General features: G+C 61.7%; 21 protein-coding genes and 1 pseudogene. 8 read left to right on the forward strand and 14 right to left on the reverse strand.

The genetic code is table 11. The features are described 5' to 3' along the window. Nucleotides 1-4 precede the first annotated feature (4 nt). The 3 genes and pseudogenes from HKK53_RS32905 to HKK53_RS00225 form a co-directional block, all read right to left on the reverse strand. Complete coding sequence (locus HKK53_RS32905) at nucleotides 5-364, reverse strand: DUF7079 family protein (protein WP_169374137.1); 360 nt, start codon at nucleotides 362-364, stop codon at nucleotides 5-7. A gap of 30 nt (nucleotides 365-394) precedes the next feature. Then, nucleotides 395-901 (reverse strand): annotated as a pseudogene (locus tag HKK53_RS00220) (AAA family ATPase); the annotation flags it as partial. A 105-nt stretch (nucleotides 902-1,006) separates the two neighbouring features. Beyond that, nucleotides 1,007-1,903: a DMT family transporter gene (locus HKK53_RS00225; RefSeq protein WP_169368774.1), complete on the reverse strand. Its 897-nt coding sequence runs from the start codon at nucleotides 1,901-1,903 to the stop codon at nucleotides 1,007-1,009. Between the two features lie 84 nt (nucleotides 1,904-1,987). On the opposite strand from HKK53_RS00225, the gene HKK53_RS00230 reads away from it, so the two are divergent. After that, nucleotides 1,988-3,319, forward strand: a complete 1,332-nt coding sequence (locus tag HKK53_RS00230) for an aminotransferase-like domain-containing protein (RefSeq protein WP_169368775.1) — start codon at nucleotides 1,988-1,990, stop codon at nucleotides 3,317-3,319. Here HKK53_RS00230 and HKK53_RS00235 read toward each other — a convergent pair. The 4 genes from HKK53_RS00235 to HKK53_RS00250 all read right to left on the reverse strand — a co-directional run bounded on the left by HKK53_RS00235 (nucleotide 3,316) and on the right by HKK53_RS00250 (nucleotide 5,220). Beyond that, on the reverse strand, nucleotides 3,316-3,624 hold the full coding sequence (locus HKK53_RS00235; RefSeq protein ID WP_169368776.1) for a DUF7693 family protein: 309 nt from the start codon (nucleotides 3,622-3,624) through the stop codon (nucleotides 3,316-3,318). The two genes, HKK53_RS00230 and HKK53_RS00235, sit on opposite strands and share 4 nt — an antisense overlap. Next, on the reverse strand, nucleotides 3,621-4,076 hold the full coding sequence (locus HKK53_RS00240; RefSeq protein WP_169368777.1) for a MarR family winged helix-turn-helix transcriptional regulator: 456 nt from the start codon (nucleotides 4,074-4,076) through the stop codon (nucleotides 3,621-3,623). The genes HKK53_RS00235 and HKK53_RS00240 overlap by 4 nt, the downstream gene beginning before the upstream one ends. A 135-nt stretch (nucleotides 4,077-4,211) precedes the next feature. Then, nucleotides 4,212-4,664 carry an Ohr family peroxiredoxin gene (locus HKK53_RS00245; RefSeq protein ID WP_133839824.1) on the reverse strand — a complete coding sequence of 151 codons (453 nt, stop codon included), beginning with the start codon at nucleotides 4,662-4,664 and terminating at the stop codon, nucleotides 4,212-4,214. A gap of 103 nt (nucleotides 4,665-4,767) precedes the next feature. Further along, on the reverse strand, nucleotides 4,768-5,220 hold the full coding sequence (locus HKK53_RS00250) for an Ohr family peroxiredoxin (RefSeq protein WP_169368778.1): 453 nt from the start codon (nucleotides 5,218-5,220) through the stop codon (nucleotides 4,768-4,770). Nucleotides 5,221-5,442: 222 nt separating this feature from the next. Here HKK53_RS00250 and HKK53_RS00255 point away from each other — a divergent pair, with 222 nt between their 5' ends. After that, entirely contained in the window at nucleotides 5,443-5,823 is a 381-nt protein-coding gene (locus HKK53_RS00255; protein ID WP_169368779.1) for a RidA family protein, read from the forward strand. A gap of 58 nt (nucleotides 5,824-5,881) precedes the next feature. On the opposite strand, the gene HKK53_RS00260 is transcribed toward HKK53_RS00255, so the two are convergent. The 5 genes from HKK53_RS00260 to HKK53_RS00280 all read right to left on the reverse strand — a co-directional run bounded on the left by HKK53_RS00260 (nucleotide 5,882) and on the right by HKK53_RS00280 (nucleotide 8,079). Beyond that, nucleotides 5,882-6,169, reverse strand: a complete 288-nt coding sequence (locus tag HKK53_RS00260; RefSeq protein ID WP_169368780.1) for a hypothetical protein — start codon at nucleotides 6,167-6,169, stop codon at nucleotides 5,882-5,884. A 142-nt stretch (nucleotides 6,170-6,311) separates the two neighbouring features. Next, nucleotides 6,312-6,482 (reverse strand): DUF2986 domain-containing protein, encoded by a 171-nt coding sequence (locus tag HKK53_RS00265; RefSeq protein ID WP_169368781.1) that lies wholly within the window; start codon nucleotides 6,480-6,482, stop codon nucleotides 6,312-6,314. A gap of 190 nt (nucleotides 6,483-6,672) precedes the next feature. Then, a complete protein-coding gene (gene msrA / locus HKK53_RS00270; protein ID WP_169368782.1) occupies nucleotides 6,673-7,179 on the reverse strand; it encodes a peptide-methionine (S)-S-oxide reductase MsrA in 507 nt (168 codons plus the stop codon). 78 nt (nucleotides 7,180-7,257) lie between these two features. Continuing rightward, nucleotides 7,258-7,689: a hypothetical protein gene (locus HKK53_RS00275; protein ID WP_169368783.1), complete on the reverse strand. Its 432-nt coding sequence runs from the start codon at nucleotides 7,687-7,689 to the stop codon at nucleotides 7,258-7,260. Between the two features lie 123 nt (nucleotides 7,690-7,812). Beyond that, nucleotides 7,813-8,079, reverse strand: a complete 267-nt coding sequence (locus tag HKK53_RS00280) for a hypothetical protein (protein WP_169368784.1) — start codon at nucleotides 8,077-8,079, stop codon at nucleotides 7,813-7,815. A gap of 405 nt (nucleotides 8,080-8,484) precedes the next feature. Between HKK53_RS00280 and HKK53_RS00285 the strand changes: the two genes are divergently transcribed. From HKK53_RS00285 to HKK53_RS00310, 6 genes are all read left to right on the forward strand, one after another. Next, nucleotides 8,485-8,964, forward strand: a complete 480-nt coding sequence (locus HKK53_RS00285) for a VOC family protein (RefSeq protein WP_169368785.1) — start codon at nucleotides 8,485-8,487, stop codon at nucleotides 8,962-8,964. A 344-nt stretch (nucleotides 8,965-9,308) separates the two neighbouring features. Then, complete coding sequence (locus HKK53_RS00290; RefSeq protein ID WP_169368786.1) at nucleotides 9,309-9,563, forward strand: YtcA family lipoprotein; 255 nt, start codon at nucleotides 9,309-9,311, stop codon at nucleotides 9,561-9,563. 16 nt (nucleotides 9,564-9,579) lie between these two features. Then, the gene (mdtN, locus tag HKK53_RS00295; protein WP_169368787.1) at nucleotides 9,580-10,629 is read left to right on the forward strand and encodes a multidrug transporter subunit MdtN; all 1,050 of its coding nucleotides are present in this window, start codon (nucleotides 9,580-9,582) and stop codon (nucleotides 10,627-10,629) included. Further along, the gene (locus HKK53_RS00300) at nucleotides 10,626-12,671 is read left to right on the forward strand and encodes an FUSC family protein (protein WP_169368788.1); all 2,046 of its coding nucleotides are present in this window, start codon (nucleotides 10,626-10,628) and stop codon (nucleotides 12,669-12,671) included. The genes mdtN and HKK53_RS00300 overlap by 4 nt, the downstream gene beginning before the upstream one ends. Beyond that, entirely contained in the window at nucleotides 12,668-14,128 is a 1,461-nt protein-coding gene (locus tag HKK53_RS00305) for an MdtP family multidrug efflux transporter outer membrane subunit (RefSeq protein WP_169368789.1), read from the forward strand. The genes HKK53_RS00300 and HKK53_RS00305 overlap by 4 nt, the downstream gene beginning before the upstream one ends. Nucleotides 14,129-14,699: 571 nt before the next feature. Beyond that, complete coding sequence (locus tag HKK53_RS00310; protein WP_169368790.1) at nucleotides 14,700-15,068, forward strand: DUF6124 family protein; 369 nt, start codon at nucleotides 14,700-14,702, stop codon at nucleotides 15,066-15,068. 96 nt (nucleotides 15,069-15,164) lie between these two features. Here the strand turns inward: HKK53_RS00310 and HKK53_RS00315 are convergent, their stop codons facing one another. Beyond that, a complete protein-coding gene (locus tag HKK53_RS00315; protein ID WP_169368791.1) occupies nucleotides 15,165-15,854 on the reverse strand; it encodes a response regulator in 690 nt (229 codons plus the stop codon). After that, on the reverse strand, nucleotides 15,851-18,547 hold the full coding sequence (kdpD, locus tag HKK53_RS00320) for a two-component system sensor histidine kinase KdpD (RefSeq protein ID WP_169368792.1): 2,697 nt from the start codon (nucleotides 18,545-18,547) through the stop codon (nucleotides 15,851-15,853). Before kdpD ends, HKK53_RS00315 begins: the two co-directional genes overlap by 4 nt. Nucleotides 18,548-18,553 lie beyond the last annotated feature (6 nt).

Here is an 18,553-nt window from a genome sequence, read left to right on the forward strand (position 1 = left end):
GATTTCAGTCTATGAATCTCATGATTTCTTTCCAGACATAACCGTAGCTATAGCGCAGCCAAGTGATTTTCAGTTTGGCCAATGCGCGGCGCGTACCACTGCGTGCCCGTGCTTGCAGTGTCGTTTCAATTTCACCTAATAGCCATTCATCCTTGAAGCCTGTCCAGACCGGGGGGACAGGCGTTTCAAGGTTGCTGAAACATACCGGAGCGACTTCCGAGTAGAGGATGTCTTCCACGACGTTCAGGTCATAGCCGCGGATTCGCTCAGCGATAGACGCGTAATCGACAGCGCTGTCCACAAACGCTTCAGCCAGCGCGATCTGAATACTCGCTCTTTCAGCCGCAGTGAGAAGCTGTCCCAATGGGCCCGCGCCTCCAGCTCTACGTCGATCCAGACCAACCAGAAACTCAGAAATCTGTGCCGCACTGCGAAGGTGAACAACCGGAATCAGCGGCCCGATGGCCAGGCGTAAAGCCTCGGTGCGGGGGCGTCTCGTGCGGTCAAAATCCCAGACATACTTCAGAAAACCGAAAAATGCCTTGTCCAGTCTCTCGGTGCAGCCTGCCGGAAGATCGGCGCGTGGCCGGTTCAGCACGCTGCGCAGTATGACTCGCCGTAAGCAGGTGGTGCGCGGTGTATCGAGCCAGATGATGAGCTCCGCCCGAGGCAGCCTTAGCGCGAAGGTCTTCGTGGAATAATTGCCCTCACAAATCCAGGCGTCCCCGGCGACAGCTTGCCGAACCCGTGCGCGGAAAATGTCGGTATCCGCTTCGACCCAATCGGGTTCCCAAAACAGCGTATCGAGGTGGACCACCGGCACATCAAGACGCTTGCCTATTTCACGCGCCAAGGTGGATTTGCCACTCCCCGAGTTACCCAGTATCACGATGCGCTGCATCAGCATTTCCCTTTGCTGCAAACGGGCAATGCTACCGCATCCGCCGGGTTAGAGAGCAATAGATAACCTCTGATGACGCTCATACGGGGGGGCTGCACCCGGTGTCTATTTAGAAAATTTCCTCGCCCCAGCCACACAAAGAATCACCGCCACCGTCACCCCGAGCATGCCCAGGCTGACCTGCTCATGCAGCAGCGTAGCCGCCAGCGCCAAGCCAAAAAACGGTTGCAGCAACTGAAGCTGGCCGACTGCGGCAATCCCGCCTTGAGCCAGCCCGCGATACCAGAATACAAAACCGATCAGCATGCTGAAGACCGATACATAAGCCAGGCTCAGCCACGCCGGTGTCGAAATGGTGGCGAACGAAGGCGGGGCCATGAGCACGGTCAGCAACGCCATGACCGGCAGCGACAGCACCAGCGCCCAACTGATCACCTGCCAGCCGCCCAGTGTTTTTGAAAGCTTCGCGCCTTCCGCATAGCCGAGGCCGCAGACGATGATCGCCAGCAGCATGAGCAGGTCGCCGGCCGGGGAAGCCGTCAGCCCCTGGGACACCGCGAAACCCACCACCAACAGGCTTCCCAATACAGAGAAAAACCAGAACACCGGCCGCGGCCGCTCACCGCCGCGCAACACGCCAAACACCGCGGTGGCGAGCGGCAACAGGCCGACGAAAACGATGGAATGCGCCGAGGTCACGTATTGCAACGCCAGCGCGGTCAGCAGCGGAAACCCCACCACGACGCCGATGGCGACGATGGCCAAGGGCAGCAGTTGATGTCTGGCGGGGCGCTTTTCCTTGAACAGCACCAACAGACAAAGCGCCAGCAGCCCGGCAATGGTCGCCCGGGCAACGGTCAGGAACACCGGATCGAATTCCAGCACGGCCAGGCGTGTCGCGGGCAGCGAGGCGCTGAAAATGATCACGCCGATCAGCCCATTGAGCCATCCGCTCGCGGTCCTTTCGGTGAACGGGGTTTGCAGCTTCGATGTCTGTTCCATGGCGAGGTCCGGCTCAATTTGCGGATATTCATCGTATGATCGAATATCACGACAATCAAAAAATCGTCATGGATACATTTCCGCATGCCTCGCTCACGGTACAAGACATTAGTGGATGCTTTTGCGGCTGATATCAGGTCGGGAAAACTGTTGCCGGGTACGCGATTGCCGACGCACCGCCAATTGGCGACGACGGAAGGGCTCGCGCTGGTGACCGCGTCTCGGGTTTACGCAGAGCTCGAAGCGATGGGCCTGGTCAGTGGGGAAACCGGGCGCGGCACATTCGTGCGGGAAACCTCATTGCCGCCGGGCTTGGGCATGGACCAGAAAGTCGTTGCCGTGGGCATGACCGATCTCAACTTCAACTACCCCTCGCTTCCCGGCCAGGCCGACCTGCTGCGCGGTGCGCTGCGTCAGCTCGCGTCGTCCGGTGATCTTGAGTCGTTGCTGCGCTACCAACCCCACGCGGGGCGTCTGCATGAACGCGCTTCGGTCGCCCGGCATCTGCGCACGCGAGGGCTGACGGTGGAGGCCGAGCAAGTGCTGGTGGTCAGCGGTGCCCAGCATGGGTTGGCGGTGACGATGATGGCGCTGCTGCAACCCGGTGACGTGATTGCCGCCGATGCGCTGACCTATTCGGGGTTCAAGGTATTGGCCGAGTCGCTGCATCTGGAAGTGCTGCCGATTCCGGTGCTCGACCACGGACCTGATCTGCAAGCCCTGGAGCGTCTGTGCCGCCAAAGACGGGTGCGCGCCGTTTACACGATGCCGACGATTCACAACCCGCTGGGATGGGTGATGGACGCTACTCAGCGTGAAGGCCTGGTGACGATTGCGCGCCAGCATGACCTGCTGATTATTGAAGATGCGGCGTACGCTTTTCTCGCCGAAAACCCGCCGGCACCGTTGGCGCACCTGGCTCCCGAGCGGACGGTTTACGTGTCCGGGCTGTCGAAAAGTGTCGCCACCGGGCTGCGCGTCGGCTTCATTGCCGCGCCCGTTGAAAAGGTGCCCGCACTGGAACGAGCGATCCGGGCGACCACCTGGAACACCCCCGGCGTATTGACGGCCATCGCGAGCACATGGCTCGACGACGGCACCGTCACACAGCTGGAAGCGGAAAAGCGTCTGGACGCGCAAGCCAGGCAATCGATGGCCCGGGAGGTGCTGGCGGGGCTGCCGTGGGTGGGTCATCCATCATCCTATTTTCTTTGGTTGCCGCTGCCCGAGGATGCGCGGGCAGAGCAGATTGTCGTGGAGTTGATGCATGAACAGGTGTCAGTGTCGACCGCCGAGCCGTTTGCGATTTCCGCTCATGTGCCCCATGCCATCCGCCTGGCGCTGGGCTCGGCAGAAATGGGCGCACTGCGTCTGGCCCTGGAAAAAGTGAAGTGGGTGGTCGGGGCTTACGCTTAGTCAGGCGCCAGCAAGCGCTCGATCTGCGCCAATTCCCAGGTGCTGAGCAAGCTGACCGGGTCGGTGCCGTAACGTTGCCAGGTGTCGAAAGCACCTTCACGGCCGTCCGGGGCCCGACAGCTTTGGCAGTGGCGCAGATGATTGCCGTCGAAGTCGAGGGTCAGGCGCCAACCCTCGATATCAACCGTTACGTGGCCGGAGGCGCAGGGTTGATCGAGGCACTGCAAAGCGCGAATGCCCAGCGCGGCATCGCGCAATAACTGGCACACCTCGCGGGCGGTCAGGGCAGGGCGGTGAGCGGTCACTCGTCTTTCGTCGACTTGATGACGTTACTGCGCAGCCGCACGATCGCTTTCTGCAGTTGGGTAAATTCGTCTTGGGTCAGCCCCGTGGTGTCCGGGCTCAATTGCGGCTGGTCTTCACGCAAATCGCGACCGGCCTGCGTCAGGTTGATCCGCACTTGGCGCTCGTCCTCGGGGTCGCGTTGGCGCTGTAAATAACCCATCGCTTCGAGCTTTTTCAGGATCGGCGTGAGCGTGTTCGATTCCAGGAACAACTTTTCGCCGAGGCTGCCGACGGTCTGATTATCTTCCTCCCACAACGCCACAATGGTGATGTATTGCGTGTAGGTCAGCCCGACCCGCTCGAGGACTGGCTTATAGGCTTTGCCGAACGCCAGATTGGTGGAATAGACCGCGAAACACAGGAAGTCGGAGAGCTTCAGGTCAGCGGCCAGCGTGGTGTCTTTGGATTTCATGGGCATCCTCTTTGGCCGTCGGTTGATGGCTCGAATGCGTGGAATATACATCGGGTGCGATTGTGTCGGAAGTGCTCAAGTTCGTGGCGGCAAGCCGGTTTGACGAGCAGAGTCTCGCCAAACCGGCCCGGAGTATTACGCCGTCAGAACGTTCAGGGCCACGTCGATGTTGCCTCGTGTCGCTTTCGAGTACGGGCAGATCTGGTCGGCGGTGTGCGCCAGCGTCGTCGCCACATCGTGCGCCAGGCCCGGCACACGCAGGGTCAAGCGCGCCTGGAGGAAGTAGGCGTCGCCGGTCTGGCCGAGATCGACTTCAATGTCGACCGAAAAATCGGACGGCAGCACCACGTTCATCTCACCGGCCACCAGCCCGACAGCGGCGGTGTAGCAGGCCGACCAGGCGCCAGCGAACAGTTGCTCGGCATGCGGGTGCGGCTGGACGGCCGAGAACACGTGGGCCGGTTTCGCGTTGCCGGGCGAGGACAACTGAATGTCGAGGCTGCCGTTATGACCGCGCGAAGTCGTGCCGGCGCTGCTGGCGGTAGTGTGGGTTTTGCCGCTGGCCAGTACTTTTTCAATCTTGCTCATGATGATTCCTGAAAGGTTCGATTTGTTTTCGTATGCGCTTATATCGCATGCGATATATATGGTGCTTTTAAGAGGTCGGTTGTTCTCAAGCCCACACAGGGCCTCAAGCCGTGAGCACGTTCAGGGCCACGTCGATGTTGCCTTTGATCGCTTTCGAGTACGGGCAGATGCTGTCGGCGGCATGCACCAGTGCGCTCGCGTCATCGTGCGACAGGCCCGGTACGCGCAGGGTCAAGCGAGCCTGGAGGAAGTAGGCCTGGCCGGTCTGGCCCAGATCGACTTCGATGTCGACGGCATGATCGGCCGGCAACTCGATATTCAATTGCTTGGACGCGAGGCCGACGGCGGCGATGAAACAGGCGGACCAGGCGCCGGCGAACAATTGCTCGGCAGTCGGGTGCGGCTGGATGGCCTTGAACTCGTGCACCAGTTTGGCGCTGCCCGGCGAGGAGAGCTGAATGTCGACGCTGCCGTTATGACCGCGCGAAGTGGTGCCAGCGCTGCTCAGGGTGGTGTGGGTTTTGCCGCTGGCCAGGACTTTTTCGATCTTGCTCATGGGATGAATCCTCAAAATTGCATTAGGTGTGATTTTGTTATCGTATACGTTTATATCGCATCCGATGGAAATAATAGTCGCGCAGACGCAAAGGGGTGTCAATAGGGGCGTTGGGTGCTGGCCGACGAGTGGTCGGGACTGCGCTTTTTGCGCCAATCAGCGAACAAGCCGTCGATGAGCTGTAAACTGGCGGCCCTTTATCACTTCGAACAAGAGATCCCCATGGCCAACCAAGACATCGCTTTCACCCCCGATCCAGACGCCGAATCCATCTCCTCCGACGTCGCCGGTTTTGGCGGCCTGCTGGTTTCCACGCAGATTCCGACCCACGCGGATGGCAGCCTGGAGCTGGGCGGTATCGTTGAGCAGAGTGAATGCACCTTGCAGGCGCTGAAGGTGGCGCTGGAAGGCGCGGGCAGTTCGATGGATCGGGTGTTGCACCTGACCATCTACCTCACCGACATGGCCGACCGCGCCGCCTTCAATGAGGTTTACAAGCGCTTCTTCGCCAAGCCGTGGCCGGTCCGCGCCGCAGTGGGCGTCGCTGCGTTGGCGGTCGAAGGCATGCGGGTGGAAGTGACCGCGATGGCGGCCAAGGCCTGAGTCAGCGGGTTATCCGGAGGCGCCGTTCAATGAGCGGTCGCTGCCGGATCGAGCGCTGTTATTTTTTGCACTCCGCCAACACCACCTGGCAAGTACTCGGCGTGCCACCGGATCGGCCGGCATAACGCATGCAATTATTCAGCGACTTTTTGCGCGCCATGCTCAGGGTGTCGCCCCAGGCCAGGCCGCCTTCGCCGGAAGTCGGTAGCGCTTTTGCATAGCAGCTTGAGCCGAGGCTGGCGGCCGAATGGCGATGGCCGCTACATCCTGCTATCAGTGCAAGGGTGATGGCGAGCAGGAAGGGAAGGCCCCATGACAAGCCGTGGCGCGCTGTTTTTCCGGTCATGCCATGTCCCCCTGGATCAACAGGCTGGCGGCGAGTTGGTGGGCGTGTCTATTTAGATTAGCCGGTATTGCGCCTGTCCAGGCAGCGTTCGATAACGCGGACACGGCCCTGAAAATTTCACGTTCTTTATGCGGACGCGATTTCACTCGACAGCGTCGTTGGCTGGAACAATTGCGTCTTGGCCGGGCTCGGCAGCCAGTTTCAACCGGTCGGCTTTGCTGATGTATTTGGACTTGTTTGCCGGTGCCAATTTGGCACTGGCCTTTTTGGCGTGCGCCTTTAATAACTGGGTTATTTTTTTACGACGATTCATGTTGTTACTCGGCCTGTCAGGTCTTGAAGGGTGTCAGTTTAAAATATTGAACCCAATCCCTGTGGCGTTCTTTTTAATGCATGACGTTGAGCGTGAGCGGCGCTGCCTGGCGTCCGCTGGATTGACGGGTTGCCCAAGCCGAAGCGTAAAACCAAAGAGGCGGCTCATTTGAGCCGCCTCTGTTCAGTGATTACCCGCGCGTGGGCAGTTTCCAGCCTGGGCGGATGAAGTGGCAGGTGTAACCGTTGGGTAAGCGTTCGAGGTAGTCCTGGTGTTCCGGTTCGGCTTCCCAGAACGGCCCGGCCGGGGTGATTTCAGTGACCACCTTGCCGGGCCAGAGGCCGGAGGCTTCGACGTCGGCTACGGTGTCCTCGGCCACCCGTTTCTGCTCATCGTTGAGGTAGAAGAGGGCGGAGCGATAGCTGGCGCCGATATCGTTGCCCTGGCGATTCTGGGTCGTCGGGTCATGGATCTGGAAGAAAAACTCGAGGATCTGGCGGTAGCTGATCTGCTGCGGGTCGAACACGATCTCGATCGCTTCCGCGTGGTTACCGTGGTTGCGATAGGTCGCGTTCGGCACATCGCCACCGGAATAACCCACCCGCGTGGACAACACGCCGGGGTAGCGTCGCAGCAGATCCTGCATGCCCCAGAAGCAGCCACCGGCCAGGATGGCGGTTTCGGTTTGCGTCGTCATAAGCGGTCATTTCCCTCAGTGAAAGAGTCCGTTACTGGTTGATCGGAGCGTTGAACTGGTCGGAGTAACTACCGTCCATCAGCGAGGATGCCACTCGATCCGAACCGATGCCACTGCGGGAATAGGCGAGGCGAGCGGCGTTGACGTGATCTGCGCCATCTGCGGCGAGCGCGCCGGCACCGACATGATCCGAACCATCCGCCGCCACTGCACCAGCGCCAACGTGATCTGAGCCGTCGGCGGCAACCGCCCCGGCACCCACACGATCCGAACCATCAGCCGCAACCGCCCCGACACCGACATGATCCGAACCATCAGCGGCCACTGCCCCGGCACCAACGCGATCCGCGCCATCAGCGGCAACCGCGCCAGCGCCAACACGATCCGAGCCATCGGCGGCAACCGCACCAGCGCCAACATGATCCGAGCCATCAGCGGCAACCGCCCCGGCTCCCACACGATCCGCGCCATCAGCGGCAACTGCACCAGCACCCACACGATCCGCGCCATCGGCGGCTACCCCTCCGGCGCCGACACGATCTGAACCATCAGCGGCCACCGCTCCGGCGCCGACACGATCTGAACCATCAGCGGCCACCGCTCCGGCGCCGACACGATCTGAACCATCAGCGGCTACCGCTCCGGCGCCAACGCGATCTGAGCCATCCGCAGCAACAGCGCCAGCACCGACTCGATCAGCGCCGTCAGCGGCAACTGCACCAGCACCGACTCGATCCGAACCGTCTGCTGCCACTGCACCGGCGCCAACGCGATCCGAGCCATCAGCTGCCACTGCACCGGCGCCAACGCGATCCGAGCCATCAGCGGCAACTGCACCAGCACCGACTCGATCCGAACCGTCTGCTGCCACTGCTCCAGCACCAACTCGATCCGAACCATCAGCAGCCACCGCTCTAGCACCAACACGATCCGACCCATCCGCCGCCAAGGCTTGCGGCTGTGCAGCCCAGGCACCGGGCATTACCACCGTCGCCGCGAGCGCCAATACAACGCCTGAAAAAAACTTATATTTCATGATGTTCTCCATAACCCATCAGCCACAAAGCCATTGAGTACGACCGGTCGTTCGATCCTGGGCGACACGACGCACGGACTCGGGCTGGTTACGTTGGCGATTGGCACGGGTGCGCCCACAGCGCACGGGTGTCGACGTATTGCATGACAAAGCGATAACCAACTGAAGAGTATAGATCGCCCTTGGCGACTGGCCCGGACCGGTGACCATCGGTGCGGAAAATGCGCAGCTAGAATGATCGGGGTCAGTCTCAATGTTGGAGAACCGAAATGGTCAGCAAAAACATCATTTGCCTCTGGTACGACGGCGCCGCGCTGGAGGCCGCGACGTTCTACGCCAAAACCTTCCCGGACAGCACGGTAGACGCGGTGCATCGCGCGCCGGGCGACTATCCGGCGGGCAAGCAGGGCGACGTCCTGACGGTCGAATTCACTGTGATGGGTATCCCGTGCCTCGGGCTCAATGGCGGCTCCGGGGTCAAGCACAACGAGGCGTTTTCGTTCCAGGTGGCGACCGACGACCAGGCTGAAACGGACCGCTTGTGGCACGCGATTGTCGGAAATGGCGGTAAGGAAAACGTCTGCGGCTGGTGCCAGGACAAATGGGGACTGTCGTGGCAGATCACCCCACGCATCCTGACCGCTGCGGTCACCGACCCCGATCAAGCGAAAGCCAAGCGCGCGTTCGACGCCATGATGACGATGGGCAAAATCGACATTGCGGCGATTGAGGCGGCTTTGGGGCGTTAACCTGTGGATGTCAGCGACATGGATGCTGACTGTGCCACCGGCTTCGCGAGCAGGCTCGCTCCCACATTGGTTTGATGTCGTTTGCAAGATGTATGGCCGACGCAGGTCCCTGTGGGAGCGGGCTTGCTCGCGAAGGCGTCAGACTTGGTACACCGCATCATCGTTCTTCGCGGGCAAGTCGGGCCGCCGCTTGGCTCTTGCGGGGGATCGTGTTCGATCAGCAAAAACAAATACGCTCCCTTTACGGTTCTCGGCTGGCTACGGCTATGAACTTCCGGCTTTTGTGGGCTATAAAGAATCACTCGGATCGAGCCGGATAAATTCCCTTTGATGGAGGGATGTTGATGAGTCGGTGGGGAATCGTACTGCTGACCCTGGCACTATCAGCCTGTGCCAATGCGCCATCGGTGCCCGTGCTGGGCGCGTATTTCCCCGACTGGTTGTTCTGCATCCTCGGTGCCGTGCTGCTGGCCTTTGTGCTCCACGCACTGCTGGCTCGGCGTGGTTTCGGTGCCTGGCTGGCGCCACCCGCGCTGACCTACCCCTTGCTGACCGTACTGTTTGCCCTGTGCACCTGGCTGCTGTTCTTCCAGTCCTGACCGGGAGTCGCCCGTTATGAGCAATGTTGTGAAGACGCTGCCCCGACGCCTCCTGCTATTGCTGCTTTTGGGGCTCACGCTGGTGTTGCTGGTTTGGGTTATCTGGCGGCTCGATAATGCGCCGCGCACCGATGACGCCTATGCCTACGCCGACACCATCAACGTCACTCCCGAGGTCAGCGGCAGCATTATCGAACTGCCGGTGCACGAGAACCAGCAGGTGAAGCAGGGCGACGTGCTCCTGCGTATCGATGCTCGACCCTACCAGGATGTTCTGGACCAGACCCAGGCGTCACTGATCGCGCTGAACCAGGAAATCATCCTCAGCCAACGCCAGGTCGATGCCCAGCAGTTCAACTCTGACGCGGTAAAAGCCAGTATCGACCGGGCCAAAGCGGCAGCGACCCAGACCGCCGACACCTTGCGCCGGATGGAGCCGCTGTTGTCGCGCGGCTATGTTTCCGAAGAGCAGGTGGACCAGGCACGCACCGCCGCCAAAAGCGCCCGTGCCGAATTGAATGCCGCGCAGCTCCAGGTCAAGCAAGCCGCCGCGGCGGTCAGTGGGGTTGATGCGTTGGTCGCCAAACGCGCCGTGATCCAGGCGCAGGTTTCCCGTGCTGAACTGGATCTTGAACACAGTGTTGTGCGCGCGCCCTTCGACGGATTGATCGTCGGCCTGACCACGTCCGACGGTCAGTTCGCCGCTGCCGGGCATCCACTGTTCAGCCTGATCGATACGCGGCGCTGGTACGTGGTGGCGAATTTTCGCGAGACCGAACTGTTCCACATCCATCCCGGCAGCCGCAGCACCCTCTACTTGATGAGCGACAGCCGACGTGCCTTCAGTGGCACCGTGGATTCCATTGGCTTCGGCGTCTTCCCGGACGATGGCGGCGCCCAGGTCAGTGGGCTGCCGAAGGTCGCGCGAACCATCAACTGGGTGCGGGTGGCCCAGCGTTTCCCTGTGCGCATCCGCGTCGATCAGCCTGATCCGCAACTGTTCCGCATCGGCGCATCGGCGGTGGCGGTGATCCATGCCGACAGCGCTGAAGGTCAGCGGCAATGACAGCGGTGGAGGGCGGGCCTGGGCGTCAGTGGCGCTTCCTTGCTGCGGAGCTGGCACCTTTTCCCGGACGTGGTAATGCGCTGTTGCGCAATGTGGTGGCCTGCACCCTGGTGATCATCCTCGCGATGAGCCTGGAGCTGCCGTTGCTGGCGCTGTCGCTGATCATGGTGTTTTTCGTCAGCCAGACCAACGTGGTGCTGACGCGCATGGCCGGCATTTTGTTCATCGTCAGCGCCACGCTCGCGATCGGTATTGCCATCCTTTTGCTCAAGTTCACCTACGGCTATCCGCTGCTGCGCATCCTGTTGGCCAGCGTGGTGTTCCTGGTGAGCATGTTCGGCATGCGCGCCACGCGTCTCGGCCCGCTGTTTTTCGTGGTCGCTATCGTCACTATTTACGTGCAGAGCCTGGTGGACAGCGTGGCGCAACCCGAGTTGTTGCTGCGCGCCTGTTTGTGGGTGTGGATGGCCGTGGTCTACCCGACGCTGGTGACCGTACTGGTCAACACCTTGCTGCTGCCGCAAGAGCCGCAACAACTGCTGCGCCAAGCGATGCAGCGTCAGTTGGCGCAGATCGACGCATGCCTGGCCGCGCTGGAAGAGGGGCGCGCAAAGCTCCCCGTGATCAACCCGACTGACGTGCAGCACGGCGTACTGAGCCTGCATAAACTGCTGAAGTTCGCCAGCATGCGCGATGCTGTCTATCGAGCCCGCGAGGTGCAGCATCTGGCGCTGATCACCGGCGTGTCCCGACTGTATGCCGCGACTGCATCTTTGAGCACGCCAGTCCCGGACGTCGAGGCACTGGCGGCGTTACGCGAGGATTGTGCGGCGCTGGCCAGGTCCATTGACCTTGATCCCATGGCGTTGCCGCCATTGCACAGCGAGGCCTTGTTGCGGCCGCTGGTTCCGGCGGCGCTGGAGGAGATGCGCGACGCTTTGCGCACCCTGGCCGCCAGCGACAGCGTGACCCCGGCCAGTAAAACACCGGTGAAAGAGCCGATGCTGGCCAGTGACGCCTTCAGCAATCCCAATTACCTGCTATTTGCCCTCAAGACCTGGCTGGCGGCGATGCTCTGCTATGTGTTCTACAACGCAGTGGACTGGCCCGGCATCCACACGGTGATGCTGACCTGCGTGATCATCGCCTTGCCCAGCCTCGGCGCCTCGACCCAGAAAGGCCTGCTGCGCATTGGCGGTTGTCTGGTGGGGAGTGCCTTGGCGCTGCTGTGCATGGTCTTTGTCATTCCGGGCCTCGAAACGCTGGTCGGTCTGTTGGCCATGAGCCTGCCAGTGATTGGCCTCGGTGCCTGGGTCGCGGCGGGCTCCGAGCGCATCAGTTATGCCGGGTTGCAGATCATGTTCTGCTTCGCCCTGGCCTTGCTCGAACAGTTCGGCCCGAGCGTCGATCTGACGGAAATCCGCGACCGCTTGGTGGGGATCGTTCTCGGTGTGGTGGTCAGCACGCTGGTGCATGGCCTGTTGTGGCCGGAAGGCGAGGGTGACAGTTTGCGTCGACGCCTTTGCGCCACCTTGCAGGGCATCGGCGGATTATTGCGCGCGCCAACGTCTGGCGGATCGACCGATCACCTGCACGAGCAGAGTGTGCGCAATTGGGGTCAGCTCGCCGATTGCGAGGCTATGCTCGCCCGGGTCGCTCTGGAGCCTGGTTGGCAACAGGGCGAGCATGAAGAACTGACGCTGTTCACTCAGACGGTGCTGGCCAAGGCTCGGCAGATCCTTCTGCTCACCGGGCAGTTGCAACGCAACCGTGCGGCGATCGATGCTCAATTGCCAATGCCGCTGCGAGACTGGCTGGACGGGCAGCAGGAGCGGTTGGGGGTTTGGCTGACCAGCTACGCGGCGCGACTGCAAGATCAGGCGGTTGTGGTGGAAGGCTTGCCGCCAATCGATCCGCCAGCGGAAGGTGGGCCGGGCGCTGATGGATTACTCCGGGAGCTGCGTGAGCTACGTCGTTTGGCAGGCTCGCTGCCAGATTGGCAATCGTTTGAAACCGGTACCCTGGCGGCGGTGCGGCCATGAACGCTGGCACGCGTTTGTGCGCGTTTCTCTGCCTGTGCCTGATCGTCGGCGGATGCGCGTTGATCCGCGAAGACGGCACCCTGACGGCCCAACGTGACCCGGCCAGCATCCGTCTCGCCGACGACCTGCACCTGGCCCGCGAGGGTTGGCCCGAATCGCGTTGGTGGGCACGTTATCAAGACCCGCAACTCGACCAGTTGATCGATATGGCCTTCGCCCAGTCGACAAGCATCGCCATCGCCCGCAGCCATATCGATCAGGCTCGCGCCCAGGCCGCCTCGGTGAAATCCCTGTCCGGCGTGCAGGTCGACCTGATTGGCCTGGTCAACCGCCAGCACGTTTCCGCTAATGGTTTCCTCGGCCCGTTCGCTGAAAACGAACCATCGCTCGGCCTCACCGGCCCTTGGTATACCGAGGGCATCGTGGGCCTCGGCGGCGCGTACCAACTCGATCTCTGGGGGCGGCAGCGCGCGCAAGTGGACGCCGCCCTGGGCGTGCGCAACGCGCGTCAGGCCGAAGCGGCGTGGGTCGAACTGGAAGTGTCCAGCGGCGTGACCCTGCTGTATTTCCAGATCCAGACGGCGCAGCAACTGCTGGCTGACTTGCAACAAATGTCGACCATCGCCGCCGAAGTGGTGGCCGCGCATCAGGCGCTCATCGAACGTGGCCTGGAGTCGCAGCCACAACGGCAGCAGGCGTTGAGCAATCAGGCGCTGATCGATCGTCAAATCGTCGCCCTGCGCAGCCAGTCGCAACAACTGCGCGAGGCGATGCGGGCGCTGCTTGGAGCCGGCGCCGAAGACTCCCTGCCACTGGCGCCGCGAGCCCTGCCGGAACACCCTTATGGTGTGCCGCAGAGCCTGGGTTATGAACTGCTGGCGCGTCGCCCGGATTTACAGGCCATGCGTTGGCTGGTGCAGTCGTCCTATTCGAACATCGATGCGGCCAAAGCCGCTTTTTATCCAAGCTTCGATATCAAGGCGTTTTTCGGTGCCGATGCGCTGCACATGGGGGATTTGTGGGACCACGGCAGCCGACAAATCAACCTTATCCCGGGGATGACTCTGCCGATTTTTGACGGTGGCCGCCTCAATGCCGAACTGGCCAACGCCCGCAGCCTGAGCAACAGCCTTGTGCAGCAATACAACCAAGCGGTACTTGACGCCGTACGCGATGTCGCCGTGGCCGGTAGCAAGTTGCAGGGCCTGGACGCGCAGGAGGTGTTGCAGCAGAGTCGAATCGGCAACATGCGTTTCAACCGCGACAGCGCCGAGGCGCATTACCAGCGCGGCCTGTTGGGGCGGGTCGTGGCACTGGAAGCGAACCTGCCACTGCTGGCCGAGCACAGCGGCCTGGTCCTGTTGCAGGGGCAGCGACTGGAAAGCGAGGTGGCCTTGATCAAGGCGTTGGGCGGTGGTTATCACTCCACTGATTCAATAGCGGCGGTCAAGGAGTGATGGGTGTCGAGGCCTTTGACAGTTACATAGATGCTGAATGTGCCGCTGTCATCGCGAGCAAGCCCGCTCCCACATTTTGTTCAGAGTCATTCGCAAGATTTGTGGTCGCCGCAGGTCCCCTGTGGGAGCGAGCTTGCTCGCGAAGGCGTCAGGCCTGGTGCCCCGCGTTATCGTTCTTCGCGGGCAAGTCGGATCGCCGCACCGCTCGCTCCCACCAAGGCGGGTGTTTAATGGCGCGTTTAACGACACTCGGTGTTACGTCATAAGCGGCTACAACGCCTTGCGCCGTTGCCTACGCGTACGCCAGAATCCGCCGGCTTGTGCGTCCAGGTCCGGGACTTTATCGTTTCCCCGTCGCTGAAAAACAGCGATCGGGTTTGGTAGCCCGTTGTACTGGCGCATAGCCGAATGCAGACGCTTTTTCAGGTCAATGCTTTATGGTGGCCATGCGCAGGGTCCCCTCGGGGCGCCGGTTCCAGTACTCCGGTCTACCAACCTGTGTATGGCCTCCACCTCTTCGTTTGGTAGCGAAAGTGATGGCTCCTATTTAACCAGTACTGGAGTTTCATCTATGTTCAAAGTTACGCCCAACCCCCCGGATATCGATCCGATACCCTATGACGCCTCTTTTGATCTTGATCCCAAGAAAATGAAAGAAGCAGCCGACCGCGCGCTCGACTTCTACCTCAACCCGAGGGCGACGAAAACGCAGATACCGCCCCGCAAATCCAGCAACTTCTACACCATCGACGCAGCGGTGGATGACGAAACGTTGCTCGTCGACGCCTCCGAATCGTTGGCCTCGGCCCGCGAGATGGTCAACGACCTCGTTGACCTGACGGACGGCCCGCGACGCTACACGATGCTGGTGCTGCAACGGGTGATCATGTTGAGTGCGCTGGCGGTCAATCGGGTACTGGACAACCACAAGCCTGGGTAGGCACCGGGCATTGTAGGAGCGAAGCTTGCTCGCGAAGGCGTCGGACCTGACACACCGCGTCATCGTTCTTCGCGGGCAAGCCTCGCTCCTACAGGGTCACGGAATAAACCGATACCCAACCCCCGTCTCCGTCACTAGATGCCTCGGCTGCGAAGGGTCCACCTCGACCTTCTTCCTCAACCCGCCCATAAACACCCGCAAATACGGCGTATCCGTCGTATGCGACGGCCCCCACACCGCTTTCAGCAGTTGCAAATGCGTCAACACCCGATTCGGATGCGAGCAAAGGTGTACCAGTAACCGATACTCCAGCGGCGTCAAATGCAGCGGCGCACCCGAGCGTTCCACCACCCGGCGTTCTACATCGATGCGCACGTCGCCAAAGCTCAGCACTGAACTGTTATCGGCCTCTTTCGCCTGCCGGCGTAGTAAGGCGCGCACCCGGGCGAGCAGTTCGCCAGTGCCAAACGGCTTCACCAGATAATCGTCAGCGCCGGTGTCGAGGGCGAGGATTTTGTCCGCTTCGGCACCCCGGGCGGACAAGACGATGATGGGCACCGGTGACCAGTTGCGCACATCACGGATCAGGTCGATGCCGTCGCCGTCGGGCAGGCCCAGGTCGAGGATGATCAGGTCGGGGCGGCGGGTGCCGGCGTCGATCAGGCCACGGTGGAAGGTGTCGGCTTCATGCACGTCCAGGCCCTCGGCTTGCAGGGCCATGCGCACGAAGCGGCGGATTTCCTTTTCGTCCTCGATGATCAGGACGTGGGGCACAGAGTCGGTCATGGCTGTTCCTCGTCAGTCTGCGGGGCGAAGGATTCGATGACGGGCGGGGTTTCGCGGGGCAGGCGCAACGTGAAGCGCGCGCCGCCTTCGGGCCGGGTGGCGCCGACAATGGTGCCGTCATGGGCCTGGGCGATGGCCCGGCAGATGGCCAAACCCAGGCCGACGCCGGGGATCGAACTTTCCTTTTTACCGCGCATGAATTTGCTGAAGATCGCTTCTTCGTGACCCTGGGGCAGCCCCGGTCCTTCGTCAGCGACCCACACTTCGATTGTGTCCGGTGTCGCCGAGGCGCCCAGATTGATGGTGGTAGCAAGTGGGGTGTATTTGACGGCGTTTTCAATCAGGTTGATCAGGATGCGTTCGATCAGTACTGCGTCGATGCGCACCGGCGGCAAATCATCATCCAGCGCGACATGCACCAAACGTCCACCGAGTATCGGCTGCACCGCACGCAAGGCACTGCCGACCACGTCTTCCACCGGTTGCCACTGACGATTCAACACCACTTTGCCGGACTCCAGTCGCGCCATGTCCAGCAGGTTGTTGACCAAGGTGTTCATGCGCAGCGCCGATTCGCCCACCGCCGTGGCGATCTCGGCGGCTTCGCCGGTCAGCGCTGGCTGGGTCAGCTTGAGCGCTTCGGCGAGCCCGACCATCACCGACAGCGGCGTGCGCAGATCGTGGGAAATGGCGGACAGCAGCGAATTGCGCAAGCGCTCGGATTCCATTTGCACGGTCGTGTCCTGGGCCACGTTGATGTAGTGAATCCGTTCGAGGGAGATGGCCAGCAACGAGGCGCAGGTATCGAGCAAACGCCGCTGTTCCGGCACCACCAAGCGCGTCGTGTCCCGGGGCTGCACGGCGAGGATGCCGCGCACGCGCATCGGCGCCGACAACGGCAGGTACAGCGTTGAACTGGAGGGCAGGGTGTCGGTGCCATACCCGGCCGGCTCGGTTTTATCGAATGACCACTGCGCAATCGCCAGATCGACCTGCGGGGCATCGCCAGTGACCATCGGCGCCAGCAATTTGTTGTTGTCATCGGCCACCAGCAAGGCCGAGCGGGCGCCGAATTCGGCGGACAGAAACTGCGCGCTGATCTCGGCCACCTGTTCGGTGAGCAACGCGGCGGACAGCAGGCGCGACATATCGTAGAGCGCGCGCATGCGGTCTTCGCGCCGTTGCGCCACCCGCGCCTGGTACGTCAGGCCGGCGGTCATCTGCCCGATCACCAACGCGACCACCAACATGACGACGAAGGTCACCAGGTACTGCACATCGGCAAACGCGAAGGAAAAACGCGGTGAGACAAAGAAAAAATCGAAGGCGCCAACGGACATGAACGCCGCCATCACCGCCGGGCCACGACCAAAGCGCACCGCAACAGCGACGACCGCCAGCAGGAACAGCATGACGATATTGGCCTGTTCGAGTACGCCTGCCAGCGGCAGGGCGATCAACGTCGTCACCGCACAGATCCCGGCGCTCCACAGATACGCCGACCACAGGATCGGGCTTTCGCGGGTTTCAGGCTGGCTCTCGGGGCGCTGGCTGGAAGCAGGCAACGACACTTGAATCACATCCAGATCCGCGCCCAGCACACCAATCCGATCCGCCAGCACCTGGCGCCAAAACTTACGCCGAGGACGTTCGTCACGTCCCAGCACCACCTTGGACAGATTGTGCATGCGCGCATATTTCACCAGCGCTTCGGCAATGTCCTGGCCCGCCAGGGTCGAGATCTGCGCGCCCATGTCCTGGGCCAGTTTCAAGGTTGCCAACACCCGACGACGCTTAGCTTCTGGCAGGCGCTGCAAGGCCGGGGTTTCGACAAACACCGCATGCCACGGCACATTCAACTGAGCGGCCAGGCGCGCCGTCGAACGCACGGTTTTCTCCGCCTGTTCATGGGGCCCGATACAGGCGAGCAACGAGTCGCGGGTGCCCCACACCGGTTTCACCGCGCTGCTTTGGCGGTACTGCAACATGTCGCTGTCGACCCGGTCGGCGGTGCGGCGCAGCGCCAGTTCGCGCAGGGCGATCAGGTTGCCTTTGCGGAAGAAATTCTGCACCGCACGCTCGGCCTGTTGCGCCAGGTAGACCTTGCCTTCCTTCAAGCGCTGCAACAGATCGTCGGGCGGCAAGTCGACGATCACCACTTCGTCGGCGGTATCGAACACATGGTCGGGCACGGTTTCCCAGACGCGAATGCCGGTGATGCCGCCGACAATGTCGTTGAGGCTTTCCAGGTGCTGGACGTTCATCGTCGACCAGACATCGATCCCGGCGCTGAGCAACTCTTCCACGTCTTGCCAGCGTTTTGGATGCCGCGAGCCGACGGCGTTGGAGTGGGCCAATTCGTCGATCAGGATCAGGCCCGGGGCACGGGCGAGGGCGGCGTCGAGGTCGAATTCGCTGACGGTGCGCTGTTTGTCGAGGATGCGCTTGAGCGGCAGCAGCTCAAGGCCTTCGGTCAAGGCCTGGGTTTCGGCGCGACCGTGGGTTTCGATCACGCCAATCAGCACCTCGATGTCCTGCAACTTCGCAGTATGGGCGGCGGCGAGCATGGCGTAGGTCTTGCCGACCCCGGCGCTGGCGCCGAAAAATATCTTCAGCCGACCGCGTTTGGCTTGCGCTTCCTCTTCGCGAATCCGGGCCAGTAGTTGGTCCGGGTCAGGACGTTGTTCGGCCATCACGCT

This window comes from Pseudomonas sp. ADAK7 (assembly GCF_012935675.1).
GTDB lineage: Bacteria > Pseudomonadota > Gammaproteobacteria > Pseudomonadales > Pseudomonadaceae > Aquipseudomonas.

Bases quoted from the DNA above. Each gene is read 5' to 3' on its own strand.
- HKK53_RS00225 (WP_169368774.1), bottom strand. From the start codon at position 1,903: ATGGAACAGACATCGAAGCTGCAAACCCCGTTCACCGAAAGGACCGCG.
- HKK53_RS00230 (WP_169368775.1), top strand. From the start codon at position 1,988: ATGCCTCGCTCACGGTACAAGACATTAGTGGATGCTTTTGCGGCTGAT.
- HKK53_RS00240 (WP_169368777.1), bottom strand. From the start codon at position 4,076: ATGAAATCCAAAGACACCACGCTGGCCGCTGACCTGAAGCTCTCCGAC.
- HKK53_RS00245 (WP_133839824.1), bottom strand. From the start codon at position 4,664: ATGAGCAAGATTGAAAAAGTACTGGCCAGCGGCAAAACCCACACTACC.
- HKK53_RS00250 (WP_169368778.1), bottom strand. From the start codon at position 5,220: ATGAGCAAGATCGAAAAAGTCCTGGCCAGCGGCAAAACCCACACCACC.
- HKK53_RS00255 (WP_169368779.1), top strand. From the start codon at position 5,443: ATGGCCAACCAAGACATCGCTTTCACCCCCGATCCAGACGCCGAATCC.
- HKK53_RS00260 (WP_169368780.1), bottom strand. From the start codon at position 6,169: ATGACCGGAAAAACAGCGCGCCACGGCTTGTCATGGGGCCTTCCCTTC.
- HKK53_RS00265 (WP_169368781.1), bottom strand. From the start codon at position 6,482: ATGAATCGTCGTAAAAAAATAACCCAGTTATTAAAGGCGCACGCCAAA.
- msrA (WP_169368782.1), bottom strand. From the start codon at position 7,179: ATGACGACGCAAACCGAAACCGCCATCCTGGCCGGTGGCTGCTTCTGG.
- HKK53_RS00275 (WP_169368783.1), bottom strand. From the start codon at position 7,689: ATGGCGCGGATCGTGTGGGTGCTGGTGCAGTTGCCGCTGATGGCGCGG.
- HKK53_RS00280 (WP_169368784.1), bottom strand. From the start codon at position 8,079: ATGGTTCGGATCGAGTTGGTGCTGGAGCAGTGGCAGCAGACGGTTCGG.
- HKK53_RS00285 (WP_169368785.1), top strand. From the start codon at position 8,485: ATGGTCAGCAAAAACATCATTTGCCTCTGGTACGACGGCGCCGCGCTG.
- HKK53_RS00290 (WP_169368786.1), top strand. From the start codon at position 9,309: ATGAGTCGGTGGGGAATCGTACTGCTGACCCTGGCACTATCAGCCTGT.
- mdtN (WP_169368787.1), top strand. From the start codon at position 9,580: ATGAGCAATGTTGTGAAGACGCTGCCCCGACGCCTCCTGCTATTGCTG.
- HKK53_RS00300 (WP_169368788.1), top strand. From the start codon at position 10,626: ATGACAGCGGTGGAGGGCGGGCCTGGGCGTCAGTGGCGCTTCCTTGCT.
- HKK53_RS00305 (WP_169368789.1), top strand. From the start codon at position 12,668: ATGAACGCTGGCACGCGTTTGTGCGCGTTTCTCTGCCTGTGCCTGATC.
- HKK53_RS00310 (WP_169368790.1), top strand. From the start codon at position 14,700: ATGTTCAAAGTTACGCCCAACCCCCCGGATATCGATCCGATACCCTAT.
- HKK53_RS00315 (WP_169368791.1), bottom strand. From the start codon at position 15,854: ATGACCGACTCTGTGCCCCACGTCCTGATCATCGAGGACGAAAAGGAA.
- kdpD (WP_169368792.1), bottom strand. From the start codon at position 18,547: ATGGCCGAACAACGTCCTGACCCGGACCAACTACTGGCCCGGATTCGC.